The sequence below is a fragment of the Burkholderia sp. ABCPW 14 genome, from assembly GCF_001523835.1.
GTDB lineage: Bacteria > Pseudomonadota > Gammaproteobacteria > Burkholderiales > Burkholderiaceae > Burkholderia > Burkholderia mayonis.
This window is the reverse complement of record NZ_LOVS01000009.1, coordinates 106,386-124,445: the sequence shown is the minus strand read 5'-3', so window position 1 is coordinate 124,445 and position 18,060 is coordinate 106,386. Positions and strand designations below refer to the sequence as shown.

The 18,060-nt window shown below is 69.3% G+C and carries 16 protein-coding genes; 15 read left to right on the top strand and 1 reads right to left on the bottom strand.

The window, feature by feature from the left end; genetic code table 11:
- Nucleotides 1-21: 21 nt before the first annotated feature.
- Genes WS62_RS02390 through WS62_RS02380 form a run of 3 tightly spaced genes read left to right on the top strand, consistent with a single transcriptional unit; the run spans nucleotide 22 to nucleotide 2,683 of the window.
- Nucleotides 22-1,131, top strand: a complete 1,110-nt coding sequence (locus WS62_RS02390; protein WP_066495481.1) for a COX15/CtaA family protein — start codon at nucleotides 22-24, stop codon at nucleotides 1,129-1,131.
- Nucleotides 1,132-1,143: 12 nt separating this feature from the next.
- Nucleotides 1,144-2,046, top strand: a complete 903-nt coding sequence (gene cyoE / locus WS62_RS02385) for a heme o synthase (protein ID WP_066495464.1) — start codon at nucleotides 1,144-1,146, stop codon at nucleotides 2,044-2,046.
- A 19-nt stretch (nucleotides 2,047-2,065) separates the two neighbouring features.
- The gene (locus WS62_RS02380) at nucleotides 2,066-2,683 is read left to right on the top strand and encodes an SCO family protein (RefSeq protein ID WP_066567211.1); all 618 of its coding nucleotides are present in this window, start codon (nucleotides 2,066-2,068) and stop codon (nucleotides 2,681-2,683) included.
- A gap of 231 nt (nucleotides 2,684-2,914) precedes the next feature.
- On the opposite strand, the gene WS62_RS02375 is transcribed toward WS62_RS02380, so the two are convergent.
- Entirely contained in the window at nucleotides 2,915-3,205 is a 291-nt protein-coding gene (locus tag WS62_RS02375) for a YciI family protein (protein WP_066495451.1), read from the bottom strand.
- A 188-nt stretch (nucleotides 3,206-3,393) separates the two neighbouring features.
- Here WS62_RS02375 and WS62_RS02370 point away from each other — a divergent pair, with 188 nt between their 5' ends.
- The 12 genes from WS62_RS02370 (at nucleotide 3,394) to WS62_RS02320 (ending at nucleotide 18,054) form a co-directional block, all read left to right on the top strand.
- Nucleotides 3,394-5,025, top strand: a complete 1,632-nt coding sequence (locus tag WS62_RS02370) for a methyl-accepting chemotaxis protein (RefSeq protein WP_066567208.1) — start codon at nucleotides 3,394-3,396, stop codon at nucleotides 5,023-5,025.
- A complete protein-coding gene (locus tag WS62_RS32315; RefSeq protein ID WP_082720631.1) occupies nucleotides 5,022-5,174 on the top strand; it encodes a permease in 153 nt (50 codons plus the stop codon). The genes WS62_RS02370 and WS62_RS32315 overlap by 4 nt, the downstream gene beginning before the upstream one ends.
- On the top strand, nucleotides 5,175-5,993 hold the full coding sequence (locus tag WS62_RS02365) for a MetQ/NlpA family ABC transporter substrate-binding protein (RefSeq protein WP_066567206.1): 819 nt from the start codon (nucleotides 5,175-5,177) through the stop codon (nucleotides 5,991-5,993). It abuts the gene before it with no gap.
- 254 nt (nucleotides 5,994-6,247) lie between these two features.
- On the top strand, nucleotides 6,248-7,219 hold the full coding sequence (locus tag WS62_RS02360; RefSeq protein ID WP_066567204.1) for an ABC transporter substrate-binding protein: 972 nt from the start codon (nucleotides 6,248-6,250) through the stop codon (nucleotides 7,217-7,219).
- Nucleotides 7,220-7,407: 188 nt separating this feature from the next.
- Nucleotides 7,408-8,304, top strand: coding sequence for an ABC transporter permease (locus tag WS62_RS02355; RefSeq protein WP_066567196.1), 897 nt, complete (start codon nucleotides 7,408-7,410; stop codon nucleotides 8,302-8,304).
- Nucleotides 8,305-9,099 carry an ABC transporter ATP-binding protein gene (locus WS62_RS02350; protein ID WP_066567194.1) on the top strand — a complete coding sequence of 265 codons (795 nt, stop codon included), beginning with the start codon at nucleotides 8,305-8,307 and terminating at the stop codon, nucleotides 9,097-9,099.
- Nucleotides 9,100-9,494: 395 nt separating this feature from the next.
- Nucleotides 9,495-10,205: a translesion DNA synthesis-associated protein ImuA gene (gene imuA / locus WS62_RS02345; protein ID WP_066567191.1), complete on the top strand. Its 711-nt coding sequence runs from the start codon at nucleotides 9,495-9,497 to the stop codon at nucleotides 10,203-10,205.
- Nucleotides 10,138-11,613 (top strand): Y-family DNA polymerase, encoded by a 1,476-nt coding sequence (locus WS62_RS02340; RefSeq protein WP_066567189.1) that lies wholly within the window; start codon nucleotides 10,138-10,140, stop codon nucleotides 11,611-11,613. Before imuA ends, WS62_RS02340 begins: the two co-directional genes overlap by 68 nt.
- Nucleotides 11,614-11,618: 5 nt before the next feature.
- Nucleotides 11,619-14,816 (top strand): error-prone DNA polymerase, encoded by a 3,198-nt coding sequence (locus WS62_RS02335; protein ID WP_066567186.1) that lies wholly within the window; start codon nucleotides 11,619-11,621, stop codon nucleotides 14,814-14,816.
- A gap of 300 nt (nucleotides 14,817-15,116) precedes the next feature.
- Nucleotides 15,117-15,851: a GntR family transcriptional regulator gene (locus WS62_RS02330; protein ID WP_066495434.1), complete on the top strand. Its 735-nt coding sequence runs from the start codon at nucleotides 15,117-15,119 to the stop codon at nucleotides 15,849-15,851.
- 99 nt (nucleotides 15,852-15,950) lie between these two features.
- Nucleotides 15,951-17,054 (top strand): N-acetylglucosamine-6-phosphate deacetylase, encoded by a 1,104-nt coding sequence (nagA, locus tag WS62_RS02325; RefSeq protein ID WP_066567184.1) that lies wholly within the window; start codon nucleotides 15,951-15,953, stop codon nucleotides 17,052-17,054.
- Nucleotides 17,047-18,054, top strand: coding sequence for an SIS domain-containing protein (locus WS62_RS02320; RefSeq protein ID WP_066567181.1), 1,008 nt, complete (start codon nucleotides 17,047-17,049; stop codon nucleotides 18,052-18,054). Before nagA ends, WS62_RS02320 begins: the two co-directional genes overlap by 8 nt.
- Nucleotides 18,055-18,060 lie beyond the last annotated feature (6 nt).

The window sequence follows — 18,060 nt, the reverse complement described above, 5'->3', positions numbered from 1 at the left end:
GAGGGTAAGAGAGAAACACGGATGTATCTACTGCAACTCGGCCTGATCGGCCTCTGCATCGCGCTGCTGCCGCTGTCGTACGTGTGGGTGAAGGCGGACGACGACAAGTTCCGCAAGCTCGTCTGGATCACGACGTTCCTGACGCTCGATCTCGTGATGTTCGGCGGCTTCACGCGCCTGACCGATTCCGGCCTCGGCTGCCCGGACTGGCCGGGCTGCTACGGCACGTCGTCGCCGTTCGTCGCGCACGCGGCGATCACCGCCGCGCATCAGGCGATGCCGACGGGCCCCGTCAGTATGACGAAGGCGTGGATCGAGATGATCCACCGCTATTTCGCGATGGCGATCGGCGTGCTGATCATCGCGCAGACCGTGATCGCGTGGGCCGCGCGGCTGCGCCGCCGGCCGCTCCACGTGTCGCCGTGGTGGCCGACGAGCCTGCTGCTGCTGATTCTCGTGCAGGGCGCGTTCGGCGCGTGGACCGTGACGATGAAGCTGCAGCCCGTGATCGTGACGATCCATCTGCTGCTCGGCCTCATGCTGCTCGGCACGCTCGGCTGGCTCGCCGCGCGCCAGACGCCGCTGCCCGCATACGAGCCCGGGGCCGGCCGCTATCGCGCGGCGGCGCTCGCCGCGCTCGTCCTGCTCGTCGCGCAGATCGCGCTCGGCGGCTGGGTCAGCACGAATTACGCGGTGCTCGCGTGCGCCGACTTCCCGACCTGCAACGGCGCATGGATTCCGCCGATGGACTTCCGCAACGGCTTCCACCTGTGGCGCGCGCTCGGCATGACGAACGACGGCGACGCGATCACGCAGGACGCGCTCGTCGCGATTCACTGGACGCACAGGACGTTCGCGTTCGTCGTCGTCGCGTACCTGGTCGCGTTCGCGCTGAAGATGCGCCGCTTCGCGTCGTTGCGGCGCCCGGCGAACGGCGTGCTGTTCGTCGTCGTGCTGCAATTCGTCACGGGTTTGACGAATATCGTGTTGCAGTGGCCTTTGCCGGTCGCGGTCGCGCATAACGGGGGGGCCGCGATCCTGCTCCTCCTCGTCGTCATGCTAAACTTTCGCATCCTTTCAAGCCGTCCCGGCCGCGCCGCGCAACCCGCGCGCGACGCCGCGCCCGCGTGACGTTGACCGTACATGGACACCACACTTTCCCAAACGCCCGGTAGCCGCCTCTCCCAGTATCTGGCGCTGACGAAGCCTCGCGTCACGCAACTCGCCGTGTTCTGCGCGGTGATCGGGATGTTCCTCGCGACGCCGGGGATGGTGCCGTGGACAGTGCTGCTCGGCGGCACGATCGGCATCTGGCTGCTGGCGGGCGCCGCGTTTGCGATCAATTGCCTCGTCGAGCAGAAGATCGACGCGATGATGCGGCGCACCGCGTGGCGGCCATCCGCGCGCGGCGAGATCACGTCCGCGCAGATCCTCGTGTTCTCGACCGTGCTGGGCGGCCTCGGCGCCTGGACGCTCTACACGTTCACGAATCCGCTGACGATGTGGCTGACGATCGCGACGTTCGTCGGCTACGCGGTGATCTACACGCTGCTGCTCAAGCCGATGACGCCGCAGAACATCGTGATCGGCGGCGCGTCGGGCGCGATGCCGCCCGCGCTCGGCTGGGCGGCCGTCACGGGCGCGGTGCCGGGCGACGCGTGGATTCTCGTGCTGATCATCTTCGTCTGGACGCCGCCGCACTTCTGGGTGCTCGCGCTGTACCGCCGCAAGGACTACGAGAACGCGGGCCTGCCGATGCTGCCCGTCACGCACGGCGAGAAGTTCACGCGGCTGCACATCCTGCTGTACACGGTGATCCTGTTCGCGGTCACGATGATGCCGTTCATCTCCGGCATGAGCGGGGCCGTCTACCTGACGAGCGCCGTGTTGCTCGGCGCGATCTTCCTCGCGTACGCATGGAAGATCTACCGCGACTATTCGGACGCGCTCGCGCGCAAGGCGTTCCGCTATTCGATCGTCTATCTGTCGCTGCTGTTCGCCGCGCTTTTGGTCGACCACTACGCACGTCCCGTGATCGGGATGTAACTCCAACGGTTCGATTGCGATGCTCAAATCCCTGTTCGCACGCCGCCGCGCGCAGCGCGGCTGGCTGTTCGCCTGCATGCTCGCGGGCGCATTGTCGATCGCGGGCTGCAACAAGCAGCCGGCGTTCCAGAATCTCGACATCACCGGCAACACGCAATTCGCGAGCGGCTTCGCGCTGCCGGACACGACGGGCAAGATTCGCACGCTCGGCGAATTCAAGGGCAAGGCGGTCGTCGTGTTCTTCGGCTACACGCACTGCCCGGACGTGTGTCCGACGACGATGGCGGAGCTGTCGCAGGCGCTGCAGCAGCTCGGCCCGGACGGCAAGCGCGTGCAGGTGCTGTTCGTCACCGTCGATCCGGAGCGCGACACCGCGGCGCTGCTCGGCCAGTATGTGCCCGCGTTCAATCCGGCCTTCATCGGCCTGCGGCCCGCCGACGAGGCGCAGCTGAAGAAGGTGACGAAGGACTTCCGCGTCTATTACGCGAAGGTGCCGGGCAAGACGCCCGACAGCTACACGATGGACCACACCGCCGCGAGCTACGTGTTCGATCCGAGCGGCAAGCTGCGCCTCTTCGTGCGCGACGGCCAGGGGCCGGGGCCGTGGGTCCACGACCTGAAGCTGCTGCTCGACTGATAGAGAATCGAGCGGCCGCGCGGCCGCTCGTCGGCGCGGCATGCACCCCGAAGCGTCGGACGCCGGTCCGGCCTTCGGGGTTTTTTCATGGCGATGGCGGAAATCGCGGCGCGGCGATCGCGGCAAGCGCCGCGGACAACGGCGTCTTGCCGCAAGCAGTCGGTTTTGCCGTCCCATCAGTCGATCCCGCCTGCGCGCTTCTTCCCGTCTTTTTCCGAACCCGCGCGCCGCTTACGGCAGTGCCGGCAGATTGACGCCCGGCGCGACGCGCGTCGTCCGGAATTCGGTCACCGTGTACGTGACGAGGCCATCGGTGACGAACGGATCGGTCTCGAGGATCGCATCCAGTGCGTCGCGATCGATCCGCACGGCGAGGATCACGCCGCCGTCGCGCGGCACCTTCGGCCCGCAGGCGACGAACACGCCGGCGTCGAGATGGCGTTGCAGATACGCGCGGTGGCGTTCGAGCGCGTCGTCGATGCGCTCGAGCGACGCGGTGTAGCGGATGTCGATCACGTACATGGAGGCCTCTTCGGAAAGCGGACCGCGACGCCCTGTCGCGGCCAAGCCGTCCTTGTAGCACAGCCGCCGCCGTCGCGCTTCCATTCAAGTTGTAAGCCAGCGTGCCGTAAATAGCGGCAGCGATCGTTCGCTGCCGGGGCCGCGGCGCGGATGGTGCGCAACGAACACGACACGGGAAGGCACACACGATGAACAGAATGAGCTTGAATCGCAAGTTGTGGCTGGCGCTTGCGCTCGTATGGGTCGGATTGCTGGGAGTGGGGGCATGGAGCGCGTTCGAGACGCGCTCCACGATGCTCGCCGAGCGCAAGGAAGGGATGGCGAACCTCGTCGATTCGGCGGCGGGCGTCGTGAAGGCGTACTACGCGCTCGCGCAGAGCGGCAAGATGAGCGACGCCGATGCGCGGCGCGACGCGCTCGAGCGCCTGTCGGCGATGCGCTACGGTGATTCCGGCTATCTGTTCGTGATGGATTCGAAGCCCGTCGTGCTGATGCATCCGACGCTGCCGAAGCTCGTCGGCACGCAGGTCGGCGATTTCCTGGACCCGGACGGCAAGCCGCTCTTCGTCGCGATCCTGAACGCGGCGAAGGAGAGCGGGCACGGCTTCGCCGAATATCGCGGGCGGCTGCCGCACAGCGAGACTGCGGTGCCGAAGATCAGCTACGTGACGCGCTTCGCGCCGTGGGACTGGAACATCTCGAGCGGCGTGTTCGTGAAGGACATCGACACTGTCTACTACGAGACGCTCGTCGGCCACCTCGCGGTGGTGTTCGTGATCGGCTTCGTGATCACGGTGGCGATGCTCGTCATCATCCGCAACGTGCGCGCGAGCCTGGGCGGCGAGCCGGACGAGGCGGCCACGCTTGCCGCGCGGATCGCGGCGGGCGACCTGACGCGGCCCGTCGCGGTGCGCGCGGGCGACGAGACGAGCATGATGGCCGCGATGCGCGACATGCAGGGCCGCCTGCAGTCGACGATCGGCGGCATTCGCCTCGCGGCGGAGTCGATCGCGGCGGCGAGCCACGAGATCGCGGCGGGCAATCACGACCTGTCGCAGCGCACCGAGCAGCAGGCCGCATCGCTCGAGGAGACCGCGGCGAGCATGGAAGAGCTGACCGCGACGGTCAAGCAGAACGCCGAGAACGCGCGGCAGGCGAGCGGGCTCGCGAACAGCGCGTCCGAGATCGCGCTGAAGGGCAACGACGTCGTGAGCCGCGTGATCGGCACGATGGGCGAGATCAACGACAGCTCGCAGAAGATCGCCGACATCATCGGCGTGATCGACGGCATCGCGTTCCAGACCAACATCCTCGCGCTGAATGCGGCCGTCGAGGCGGCGCGCGCGGGCGAGCAGGGGCGCGGCTTCGCGGTCGTCGCGGGCGAGGTGCGCTCGCTCGCGCAGCGCAGCGCGACCGCCGCGAAGGAGATCAAGCAGTTGATCGACGCGTCGGTCGAGCGCGTGCACAACGGCTCGGCGCTCGTCGGCCAGGCGGGCACGACGATGACCGAGATCCTGCAGGCGGTGCGGCGCGTGACCGACATCATGGGCGAGATCGCGGCCGCGTCCGAGGAGCAGTCGAGCGGGATCTCGCAGGTCGGCCGCGCCGTCACGCAGATGGACGAAATGACGCAGCAGAACGCGGCGCTCGTCGAGGAGGCGGCCGCCGCCGCGTCGTCGCTGCAGGAGCAGGCGGCGCGGCTGCGCGAATCGGTGAGCGCGTTCCAGGTCGGCGACGGCGCGGCTTGCGCGGGTGCGGTGGCGCGGGGCGGGCCGAACGCGGCCGCGCCGTCCCGCCGCGTCGAGCCGGCGCTCGCATGACGCATTCCCATACCGATATGAACGGGATGTATTTCACAGCCTTGCGATCTTGTGACACCATTTGCGCTTTCCGATGCGCGGCCCGGCCGGTCAGGCCGTCGCGTTCCCTTTATCGAGCCTGGATGGTTCTGCAAGCAAGCGAGAAATAGATGAAGCGTCGCACTCTCCTGAAAATTGTTTCCGCGGTCGCGGCCGGCGCGGCTGCCCTCTCCGTTTCCGCCGGCGCGCAAGCGCAGGACAAGGTGATCAAGGTCGGCACGGTCGCGGGCCCGGACGCGCAGGTCTGGCAAGTCGTCCAGAAGGTCGCGAAGGAGAAGCAAGGCCTGAACGTGAAGGTCATCGAATTCAACGACTACGTGCAGCCGAACGCGGCGCTCGACGCGGGCGACCTCGACGCGAACAGCTTCCAGCATCAGCCGTACCTCGACAGCCAGGTGAAGCAGCGCGGCTACAAGATCGTGAGCGCGGGCCTCACGTACATCTCGCCGATCGGCGTTTATTCGAAGAAGTTCAAGTCGCTGAAGGATCTGCCGGCCGGCGCGAAGGTCGCGCTGCCGAACGATCCGTCGAACGAGAACCGCGCGCTCCTGCTGCTGCAGACGCAGGGCGTGATCAAGCTGAAGGCGGGCGCCGGCACGGGCGGCAACAACGCGACCGTGCTCGACGTCGTGGAGAATCCGAAGAAGCTGAAGCTGACCGAGCTCGACGCCGCGCAACTGCCGCGCGTGCTGTCCGATGTCGACGCGGCCGTGGTCAACACGAACTACGCGCTCGCGGCGAACCTGCAGCCGACCAAGGATGCGATCGCGCTCGAATCGCTGACGAGCCCGTATGCGAACCTGATCGCGGTCCGCGCGAAGGACAAGGATCAACCTTGGGTGAAGAAGCTCGTGAAGGCGTACCAGTCGCCGGAAGTGAAGGAATTCATCGCGAAGCAGTTCAAGGGCTCGATGGTCGCGTCTTTCTGAGCGCCGTCCGATAGCTTCGAATCGCCGGAAGGCCCGCGCAATTTGAATTGCGCGGGCTTTTTTCGTTTTGGGCGAAGCGGCCTGCGGTCCGACGGCGCGCGCTCGTCCGGACTGTCCCGAAATATTGAATAGTCTGCGGAAATGATATCCTCGGACGCATGCCGTCGCGCCCCGTTTTCGGCGCGGCGGCGCGAGCCGCGCACGTTCCGGGGAGCGCGGTCCGCCTACCATTCAGAACCGGGGGAGACAGACTCATGAAGCAATTCAAGATCGTTGCCGCTCATTCGATCGCGGCGGGCGTCGCGGCGTTCGCGATGCTCGGCGCCGGCGCCGTGCACGCGCAGACCGTCAAGGTGCTGTCGATCGTCGATCACCCGGCGCTCGACGCGATCCGCGACGGCGTGCGCGCGGAACTGAAGGCCGAAGGCTACGGCGACGACAAGCTCAAGTGGGAATATCAGAGCGCGCAGGGCAACACCGGCACCGCGGCGCAGATCGCCCGCAAGTTCATCGGCGATCGCCCCGACGTGATCGTCGCGATCGCGACGCCCGCCGCGCAGGCCGTCGTCGCGTCGACGAAGAGCGTGCCCGTCGTCTATACGGGCGTGACCGATCCTGTCGCCGCGCAGCTCGTCAAGGGCTGGGGACCGACGGGCACCAACGTGACGGGCGTGTCCGACAAGCTGCCGCTCGACAGGCAAGTGGCGCTCATCAAGCGCGTCGTGCCGAAGGCGAAGACGGTCGGCATGGTCTACAGCCCGGGCGAGGCGAATTCGGTCGTCGTCGTGAAGGCGCTGAAGGAGATCCTCGCGAAGCAGGGGATGGCGCTCAAGGAAGCCGCCGCGCCGCGCACCGTCGACATCGCGCCCGCCGCGAAGAGCCTGATCGGCAAGGTCGACGTGATCTACACGAATACCGACAACAACGTCGTGTCCGCGTACGAATCGCTCGTGAAGGTCGCGAACGAGGCGAAGATCCCGCTCGTCGCGGGCGACACCGACAGCGTGAAGCGCGGCGGCGTCGCGGCGCTCGGCATCAATTACGGCGACCTCGGCCGGCAGACGGGCAAGGTCGTCGCGCGAATCCTGAAGGGCGAGAAGCCGGGGGCGATCGCGTCCGAGACGAGCAGCAACCTCGAGCTGTTCGTCAACGCCGACGCGGCCGCGAAGCAAGGCGTGACGCTCGCGCCCGATCTCGTCAAAGAGGCGAAGACGGTCATCAAGTAACGCGAGCGCGCGAGCCGGCGCCCGCCGAACGAGGGTGCTCGTTCGGCGGGCCTCGACGGGCCTCGGCGGGCCGCTCGATGCGCGCGGCCCATGGGCTCGGGCCGGGTCGGGCGCCGCCGCCGCGCGTCTCGCGCGCCGCCACGCGCCGTCCCGTCCCGCCTAGCACGCTGCAACAGGATTTCCCCACCATGTCTCTTTTTTCTCTTCTGGGCGCGCTGGAGATCGGCCTCATCTTCAGCCTCGTCGCCCTCGGGGTGCTGATCTCGTTTCGCATCCTCAACTTTCCCGATCTGACCGTCGACGGCAGCTTTCCGCTCGGCGGCGCGGTCGCCGCGACGCTGATCTCCGCGGGCCACGATCCGTTCACGTCGACGCTCGTCGCGATCGCCGCGGGCGCGTGCGCGGGCTTCGTCACCGGCTGGCTCAACGTGCGCCTGAAGATCATGGATCTGCTCGCGAGCATCCTGATGATGATCGCGCTCTATTCGGTGAACCTGCGGATCATGGGGCGGCCGAACGTGCCGCTCATCACCGAGCCCACGCTCTTCACGGTGCTGCAGCCCGACTGGATGCCCGACTACGTGCTGCGGCCGGCGCTGTTGTGCGTCGTCGTCGTGATCGCGAAGCTCGGGCTCGACTGGTTCTTCTCGTCGCAACTGGGGCTCGCGATGCGCGCGACGGGCGCGAATCCGCGGATGGCGCGCGCGCAGGGCGTCGCCACCGGCCGCGCGACGCTCGCCGGCATGGCGCTGTCGAACGCGCTCGTCGCGCTCGCGGGCGCGCTGTTCGCGCAGACGCAGGGCGGCTCGGACATCTCGATGGGGATCGGCACGATCGTGATCGGGCTCGCCGCCGTGATCATCGGCGAGACGCTGCTGCCCGCGCGGCGGCTCTTCCTCACGACGCTCGCCGTCGTGCTCGGCGCGATTCTCTATCGTTTCTTCATCGCGCTCGCGCTCAACGGCGAGTTCATCGGCCTGAAGGCGCAGGACCTGAACCTCGTGACGGCCGTGCTCGTGACGGTCGCGCTCGTGCTGCCCGCGACGCGCAAGAAGCTATTCGCCCGCAAGACGGGAGGGGCGTAAATGCTGTCCGCACAAGACCTGAAGCTCACGTTCAACCCCGGCACGCCGATCGAGACGCGCGCGCTGCGAGGGCTGTCGCTCGGCATCCCGAACGGCCAGTTCGTCACGGTCATCGGCTCGAACGGCGCCGGCAAATCGACGTTCCTGAACGCGGTGAGCGGCGATCAGCCGGTCGATTCGGGGCGAATCACGATCGACGGCGTCGACGTCACGCGCAAGCCCGCGTGGGGCCGCGCGCCGCTCGTCGCGCGCGTGTTCCAGGACCCGATGGCGGGCACCTGCGAAGCGCTGACGATCGAGGAGAACATGTCGCTCGCGATGGCGCGCGGCGCGCGGCGCGGTTTTCGGCCGGCGCTGAACCGCGCGTCGCGCGAGCTGTTCCGCGACAAGCTGAGGCTGTTGAATCTCGGGCTCGAGAATCGGCTCACCGACCGCATCGGCCTGTTGTCGGGCGGGCAGCGGCAGGCGGTGAGCCTTCTGATGGCGTCGCTGCAGCCGTCGCGGATCCTGCTGCTCGACGAGCACACGGCCGCGCTCGATCCGAAGACGGCCGCGTTCGTGCTGGAGCTGACGGCGCGAATCGTCGCCGAGAGCAAGCTGACGACGATGATGGTCACGCACAGCATGCGGCAGGCGCTCGATTACGGCGATCGCACGGTGATGCTGCATCAGGGGCAGGTGGTGCTCGACGTGTCCGGCGACGAGCGCCGCGGGCTCGACGTGCCCGATCTGCTGAAGCTGTTCGAGAAGACGCGGCACGAGAAGCTCGACGACGACGCGTTGCTGCTCGGCTGACGTTCGGCGGCGGGATGGGGCGCGGCGGCGTTGCGCGCGGCGTTCGGGGCGGCGAAAGGGAGGCGGCGGCGTGCGCGACGCGGGGCGAGCCGTCCGTTCTCGGGTTTCGGGCGCGGCGGTTTCGTTTCGATCGGTGCGGCGGCGGGGATTTAGCGTTTCCGGCCGCCGCGACTTCGTGCGAACGAGCGTCGCGGCTTGCCGATGCGGGCAATTCCGAGCGGCTGTCCTGCGGCTGTCTGGAGCGGGACAGCGGAGGCTCGTTGCCGTAGCGCTCCGCGGGCTCCGATTCGATTTTTCCACCCTATCCTCTGACGAAAGGCCGGTTTCGCATCGGTTGCTGTGCGTCGCGGAGGCGTTGCCATATACTGTACAAATATACAGTTATCGGCAACGCGATGTCCGCCTCCTCCCTTTCCCTCGAATCGCTGCATCCGTCGCTCTGGCGCGGCTCCCAGCTCGCGCGCGGCGGCCCGCGCACGGTCGACACCGGTCATGCGGCGCTGTCGGCCGAGCTGCCGGGGGGCGGCTGGCCGGTCGGCGGGCTCGTCGAACTGCTCGTGCCGCACGCGGGCTGCGGCGAGATGCGCGTGCTCGCGCCCGCGCTTGCTGCGACCGGCAGCGCACGGCGGCCGCTCGCGTTCGTCGCGCCGCCGCAATCGCCGCATGCGTGCGCGTTCACCGGCCTCGGCGTGCCGCTCGACGCGCTGCTGTGGCTGCGCGCGGACAGCGGCGCGGATGCGCTGTGGGCGGCCGAGCAGGCGCTCAAGACCGGCTGCTGCGGCGCGCTCCTGCTGTGGCAGCAGAATACGCGCGCCGATGCGTTGCGCCGCCTGCATCTCGCCGCCGCGCGCGCGGGCGACACGCTGTTCGTGATGTTCCGGCCGCTTGCGGCCGCGCGGCAGCCGTCGCCCGCGGTGCTGCGTGTCGCGCTGCATCCGTCGCCGGGCGGCGTGTCGGTCGAGATCGTCAAGCGCCGCGGGCCGGCGCACGGCGAGCCGCTTCCGCTCGAGTTGCCGTCGCCCATCGTGGAGAGCCGTTATGCGCGTCTTGCTCGGCATCCATCTGCCGCGCCTGCCGCTCGACGTGTGCGTGCCGTCGTCGCCTGACGGCGGCGGCGGCTGTGCGGTGCTCGAACAGGGCGTCGTGCTGGTCGCCGACGCGGCCGCGCGCGCGCACGGCGTGCGCGCCGGCATGAAGCGCGGCGGCGTGCTGACGCTCGCGCCCGGCACGCGGCTCGTCGAGCGCGATCCGGCGCGCGAGGCTGATGCGCTGCGCGCGGTCGCGCTCGCGCTCTTGCGCTTCTCGCCGTGCGTCGCGCTCGACGACGAAGCGACGCTCGTCGTCGACGTCGGCGCGAGCCTGCGGCTGTTCGGCGGCCTGCCGTCGCTGTGCCGGCAGGTGCGCGCGACGCTCACCATGTTCGGCTACGCGGCGCGTCTTGCCGCCGCGCCGACCGGGCGCGGCGCGTGGCTGCTCGCGCGCGCACCGGGCCGGCCGCGCACGCGGCGGCGGATCGTGCGGACGGCGTCGCTCGTGCGCGCGCTCGATGCGCTGCCGTGCGAGCTGCTGCCCGACGCGCGCCCGTACGCCGGCTGGTTCGACGGCCTCGGCTGCCGCACGCTCGCCGACCTGCGCCGCCTGCCGCGCGCGGGGCTCACGCGCCGCTGCGGTCCAGCGCTCGTTGCCGCGCTCGATCGCGCGTACGGCGACGTCGCGGAGCCGCTCGCATGGATGCCGGTGCCGCCCGTGTTCGACGCGCGGCTCGAATTGCCGGAGCGCGTCGAATATGCGGAGGCGGTGCTGTTCGTCGCGCGGCGGCTCGTCGTGCAGCTATGCGGCTGGCTCGCCGCGCGGCACCTGTCGCTGTCGGCGATGACGTTTGCGCTCGAGCACGAGCGCGGCCGCCAGGCGGTGCCGCCGACGTCGCTCGAGCTCGCGTTCGCCGAGCCCGCGCGCGACGAGACGCACTTCATGCGCGTTCTCGGCGAGCGGCTCGCGCGCGTCACGTTGCCCGCCGCGGTGATCGCGGTGCGCCTGACCGTCACGCGCGTCGAATCGGTCGCGCCGCCCGCCGACGATCTGTTCCCCGAGCCGGGCGGCACCCGCGAGGCGCGCGCACGGCTCGTCGAGCTCCTGACCGCGCGGCTCGGCGCGGACAACGTGCTGCGCGCGGCGCCCGTCGCCGATCACCGGCCCGAGGCGGCGAACCGCTGGCTGCCGCTCGACGCGCCGGCTGGCAAGCCGGCTGCGCCGCCCGTCGCGCCGCCGCGTCCCGCGTGGCTGCTCGCGGAGCCGCTGCCGCTCGTGATGCGCGAGAACTGGCCGGTCTATCGCACGCCGCTCAAGTTCGTGTCGTCGATCGAGCGGATCGAGGCGGGCTGGTTCGACGGCCAGCTCGTCGCGCGCGACTATCGCGTCGCGCAGGACGACGACGGCGCGTGCTACTGGGTCTACCAGGAGCGCGGCAGCGGCGCGGCGGGGCAGTGCTGGTTCCTGCACGGCCTGTTCGGGTGAGCGGCATGGACGCGGCATCCAAGATCCTGCCCGACTACGCGGAGCTGTTCTGCCGGTCGAATTTCTCGTTCCTGCACGGCGCGTCGTCGGCGGACGAGCTCGTCGAGCACGCGAAGGCGCACGGCTATCGCGGCATCGCGATCACCGACGAATGCTCGCTTGCCGGCGCGCCGCGCATGCACGTCGCGGCGAACGCGAAAGGGCTGCCGCTCGTCGTCGGCGCGTACTTCGGCGTGACGCCGGACGACGTCGCGCCGGGCCACGATCCGGGCCCCGGCGCATTCGGCCTCGTGCTGCTCGCGCGGAATCGCGAAGGCTACGGCAACTTGTCCGAGCTGATTTCGTGGCGGCGGATGGACGCGCCGAAGGGCACCTACCGGCTCACGCCGCGGATGCTGGCCGCGCCGCCGTCGAAATTCGCGCATCTGCGCGGCGTGCCCGACTGCTTTGCGATTCTCGTGCCGACGTATCCGGCGCGCGCCGACATGCTCGATGCGCAACTCGCGTGGTTCGATGCACTGTTCGGCGAACGCGCGCGGCTCGGGCTCGTGCAACTGCAGCGCGCGCTCGACGGCGCGCATCGCGAGGAGATCCGGGCGGCGGGCGAGCGGCGCGGGATGCGCATCGTCGCGCTCGGCGACGTGACGATGCACGCGCGCTCGTGCAAGCCGCTGCAGGATGCGATGACGGCGATCCGGCTCGGGGCGCCGATCGCCGAATGCGGCTATGCGCTCGCGCCGAACGCGGAGCAGCACCTGCGCATGCGTCAGCGGATCGCGCAGCTGTTTCCGCCCGAGGCGATCGCGGAGACGTGCCGGATACTCGACGCGTGCGACTTCTCGCTCGACGAACTGCGCTACGAATATCCGCGCGAGCTCGTGCCCGAAGGCCATACGCCGACGAGCTACCTGCGGCGGGAAACCTGGGCGGGCGCGCGCAAGCGCTATCCGCACGGCGTGCCGGACACGGTGCAGGAGAGAATCCGGTACGAGCTCGAACTGATCGCCGAGCTGAAATACGAGCCGTATTTTCTGACGGTCTACGACATCGTCCAATATGCGCGCAGCCGCGACATCCTGTGCCAGGGGCGCGGGTCGGCCGCGAACTCCGTCGTCTGCTTTTGCCTCGGCGTGACCGAAGTGCATCCGGAAAAGAGCTCGCTGCTGTTCGAGCGCTTCATCAGCCGCGAACGCGGCGAGCCGCCCGACATCGACGTCGACTTCGAGCATCAGCGCCGCGAGGAGGTCATTCAGTATCTCTACGAAAAATACGGCCACGACCGCGCGGCGCTCGCCGCTGCCGTGTCGACTTATCGCCCGCGCGGCGCGCTGCGCGAGACCGGCAAGGCGCTCGGCGTCGATCCGATGCTCGTCGAACGGGTCGCGAAGGAGCATCGCTGGTTCGACGGCAGCCGCGATCTGCTCGCGCGCTTCGAGTCGGTCGGGCTCGATCCGGACACGCCGCTGATTCGCGCGTGGGCCGGGCTCGCCGCGCGGCTGCTTGGCTTTCCGCGCCATCTGTCGCAGCATTCGGGCGGCTTCGTGATCAGCCGCGGCAAGCTCACGCGGCTCGTGCCGGTCGAGAACGCGGCGATGGAAGGGCGGCGCGTGATCCAGTGGGACAAGGACGACCTGGAGGCGCTCGGGCTGATGAAGGTCGACGTGCTCGCGCTCGGCATGCTGTCCGCGCTGCATCGCGCGTTCGACATGGTCACGGCGTGGCGCGGCAAGCGGGACGGCAAGCCGTTCGGGATGCAGAGCATCCCGCAGGACGACGCGGCGACGTACGACATGATCTGCCGCGCCGACACGGTCGGCGTGTTCCAGATCGAATCGCGCGCGCAGATGTCGATGCTGCCGCGCCTGCGGCCGCGCGACTATTACGATCTCGTGATCGAAGTCGCGATCGTGCGGCCGGGGCCGATCCAGGGCGGCGCCGTGCATCCGTACCTGAAGCGGCGGCAGGGCCTCGAGCCCGTCACGTATCCGAAGGACGACCTGAAGCCGGCGCTCGAGCGCACGCGCGGCGTGCCGATCTTCCAGGAGCAGGTGATGCAGATCGCGATCATCGCCGCGGGCTTCACGCCCGGCGAGGCCGACGCGCTGCGCCGCGCGATGGCCGCGTGGAAGCGCAAGGGCAATCTCGAGCAGTATCGGCGCAAGATCGTCGACGGCATGCGCGAGCGCGACTATCCGCCCGAATTCGCCGAGCAGATCTTCGAGCAGATCAAGGGCTTCGGTGAATACGGCTTTCCGGAGAGCCATGCGGCGAGCTTCGCGCATCTCGTCTACGCGAGCAGCTGGCTCAAGTGCCACGAGCCGGCGATCTTCGTCGCCGCGTTGCTGAACAGCCAGCCGATGGGTTTCTATCCGCCCGCGCAGCTCGTGCAGGACGCGAAGCGCCACGGCGTGACGGTGCTGCCGATCGACGCGACGACAAGCGGCTGGGACGCGTCGCTCGAAACGCAGCCCGGCGAGATGCCGCCCGACGGGCAGCCGGCGGTGCGGCTCGGCCTGTCGCTCGTGCGCGGCCTGGGCGAGGACGCCGCGCGGCGGATCGAGGCGGCGCGTGCGGCCGGGCCGTTTGCGGGCGTCGACGAGCTTGCGCGCCGCGCGCGCCTCGAGCGCCGCGATCTCGAAGCGCTCGCCGCCGCGAACGCGTTCGCGGCGCTCGCCGGTCACCGCCGCGACGCGCTGTGGCAGGCAGTCGCCGCGGTGCCGGAGCGCGATCTGCTCGCCGCCGCGCCGATCGACGAAGCGGTGAAGCCCGAGCTCGGCGCGCCGTCCGAGGCCGACGACGTCCTCGCCGACTATCACACGATCGGCCTCACGCTGAACCGGCATCCGGTCGCGCTGCTGCGGCCCGAGCTCGACGTGCGGCGGCTGTCGTCCGCCGCTGCGCTGCGCGATCGCCGCAACGGTCAGCTCGCGCGCGCGTGCGGGCTCGTGACCGCACGGCAGATGCCGGGCACCGCGAAGGGCGTGCTGTTCGTCACGCTGGAGGACGAGACGGGCTGCGTGAACGTGATCGTCCGGCCGGAGCTGCTCGCGCGGCAGCGGCGCGAGACGCTCGATTCGCGGCTGCTCGCGGTGTCGGGCGTCTGGCAGTGCGAGAGCGACGTCCGGCACCTGGTCGCGCAATATCTCGAGGATCTGACGCCGCTCATCGCCGGCTTGCGGACCGAGAGCCGCGAATTCCATTGATGCGGACCGGTGCATACCAGTGCGCAGCACTGGTGCTATTTCGGTCTCTATTTCAGTCTCTATTCCGTCAAATGCCGTCTGCTCCGGTGCGTTCGTCCGACGCCCGGTTTTCGGCGTTCGGGTAAATACCTATCTCGTAACGTGCTGTAAATAAAGGGCTTCGGTGCACCGGAACCGTTGGCTGACAACGCTCTCCGGCGATTTGACGTACCGATTTAGATCAAATTGACTGGTATTATTTTGGTTATATAATGGCCTCGCTTTCGGACGAGGCCTACCCGTTTTCGCACCCGGAGACCTATGGACATCGGCTGGTCGGCGCTGGCGCCGGACGCCCGCAGCGACACCCCGCTCTACCTGCAGCTCGCCCGCAATCTCGCCGGCGCGATTCACGGCGGCACATGGTGCGCCGGCGAGGCGCTGCCGTCCGAGCGCGGCTTGTCGTCGGCGGCCGGCGTGTCGCGGATCACCGCGCGCCGCGCGCTCGCGCTCCTCGTCGAGCAGGGCCTCATTCGCCGCGTGCGCGGCGCGGGCAGCTTCATCACGCCGCGCGTCGCCGATCCGCTGTCGAGGCTCGTCGGGTTCTCGGCGAAGATGCGCCAGCGCGGGTTCGCACCCGATTCGGTGTGGCTCGCGCGCAGCCTGCGCGCCGCGCGCCGCGACGAAATCGCGCGCTTCGGCCTTTCGCCCGGCGCGACGGTCGCGCGCCTCGAACGGCTGCGGCGCGCGGACGGCATCGTGATGGCGTACGAGCGCTCGACGCTGCCCGCGACCTGCGTGCCCGAGCCGCAGGTGCTCGAAGGGTCGCTGTACAGCTACCTGCAGTCGCGCGGCCTCGAAGTGGTGCGCGCGTCGCAGCGGTTTCGCGCGGTGAACGCGCCGACCGACGTCGCGCAGTGGCTCGGCATCGCGCCGGGCGCCGCGCTGCTCGTCATCACGCGGATCGGTTACGGCGCCGACCGGCGCGCGATCGAGACGACCGAAACCTATTGCCGTGACGACTATTACGATTTCGTCGCCGAGCTGAAACGCTGACACGACAGACTGTCGGCGGCAGCCCGGACGACCCGCAAGCCCTCTCGCAGCAGTACGCAGTACCGACCCAATACGCATCACCAGATATCAGAGAACGTCATGCTGACCGGAAACATACTCACCTCCGAAGGCTGGATCCACGGCACGCTCGAGTTCGAGAACGGCCGGATCACCGCGCTGTCGGGCGACGCGACGGATCCGTCGAGGAACGACGCGCAATACGTGCTGCCCGGCTTCATCGATCTGCACGTGCACGGCGCGGGCGGCGCCGACGTGATGGAAGGCGGCGATGCGATCGAGACGATCGCGCGCACGCACGCGCGCTACGGCACGACGAGCCTGCTCGCGACGACAATGACGGCGCCGCGCGACGAGTTGATGCGCGTCGTCGCGGATCTCGGCGACGTCGCGCGCGTGCGCACGCCGGGCGGCTCGCGCGTGCTCGGCGTGCATCTCGAAGGCCCGTACATCAATCCCGGCAAGCTCGGCGCGCAGCCGGACGCGGCGGTTTCCGCGGTGCTCGACGAGGTGCTGAAGTATCTGTCGATCGCGCCGATCCGCGTCGTCACGCTCGCGCCGGAGATTTCCGGCCACATCGAGATCATTTCGGAGATGGCCGCGCGCGGCGTGCGGGTGCAGCTCGGTCACTCGCTCGGCACGTACGACGACGCGGTCGCCGCGCTCAAGCACGGCGCGTGCGGCTTCACGCACCTGTTCAACGCGATGTCGCCGCTGCATCACCGCAATCCGGGCATCGTCGGCGCGGCGCTCGCGCACGCCGAATACGCGGAGATCATCCCCGACCTGCTGCACGTGCATCCGGGCGCGATCCGCGCCGCGCTGCGCGCGATTCCGCGTCTGTACGTCGTGACCGACAGCACGTCGGCGACGGGCATGCCCGACGGCGAGTACCGGCTCGGCAGCCAGCGCGTGACGAAGTGCCTGGGCGGCGTGCGCCTCGCCGACGGCACGCTCGCCGGCAGCACGCTGACGATGGACCAGGCGCTGCGCAATCTCGTGTCGCTCGGCCTGCCGATCGCCGACGTGTCGAACCGGATGTCGCGCTACGCGGCCGACTATCTCGGTGTTGCCGATCGCGGCCGCATCGAGCGCGGCGCGTGGGCCGATCTCGCCGTGTTCGATCGCGAACTGAATCTGACTGCAACCTTCGTCGAAGGAGAATCGATTGTCGAATATGCTTAACGAGGCGCGCGAGTCGGCGCGCGTCGTCGCCGCGCAACTCGCGGACACGCGCCGCGTCGAGGCGCTCGCGCTCCATCTCGCCGCGAACGCGCCGCAGGTCGCGCTGACCGTCGCGCGCGGCAGCTCCGATCACGCGGCGAGCTATTTCGCGAGCCTGACGATGAGCCGTCTCGGCGTGCCCGTCGCGTCGCTGCCGATGTCGGTCGCGACGCTGCAGCAGGCGCCCCTCAAGGTGCAGGGCCAGCTCGCGCTCGCGTTCTCGCAATCGGGCAAGAGCCCGGACCTCGTCAACACGATGACCGCGCTGCGCGAAGCCGGCGCGCTGACGGTCGCCGCCGTCAACGTGCTGCCGTCGCCGCTCGCCGACGCGTGCGAGCACCCATTGCCGCTCCTCGCCGGCCCCGAGCTGTCGGTCGCCGCGACGAAGAGCTATATCGCGATGCTGTCGCTGTCCGCGCAGCTCGTCGCGTTCTGGCAGCGCGACGCCGCGCTCGTCTCCGCGCTGCGCAGCCTGCCCGACGCGCTCGATCAGGCGGGCAGGCTCAATTGGTCGTCCGCTGTCGAAGAACTGCGCGACGTCGAGCGGATGATCGTGATCGGCCGCGGGCTCGGCCTCGCGATCGCGCAGGAGGCGGCGCTCAAGCTGAAGGAGACGTCGGGCATCCAGGCCGAGGCGTTCTCGAGCGCCGAAGTGCGGCACGGCCCGATGGAGCTGATCGACCGCGACTATCCGCTTCTCGTGTTCGCGCCGCCCGGGCCGGAGCAGGAGGGCCTCCTGCAGCTCGCGCGCGACATGCGCGCACGCGGCGCGCGCGTTTTGCTCGCCGCGCCCGCGGGCACGCCCGATGCGACGCTGCCGCTTGCGCGCACCGCGCATCCGGCGCTCGATCCGATTGCCGCCATCCTTTCGTTCTACGTGATGGCAGCCGAGCTCGCCGTCGCACGCGGCCGCGATCCCGACGCGCCGCGCCATCTGCACAAAGTCACCGAAACGCACTGACGATCA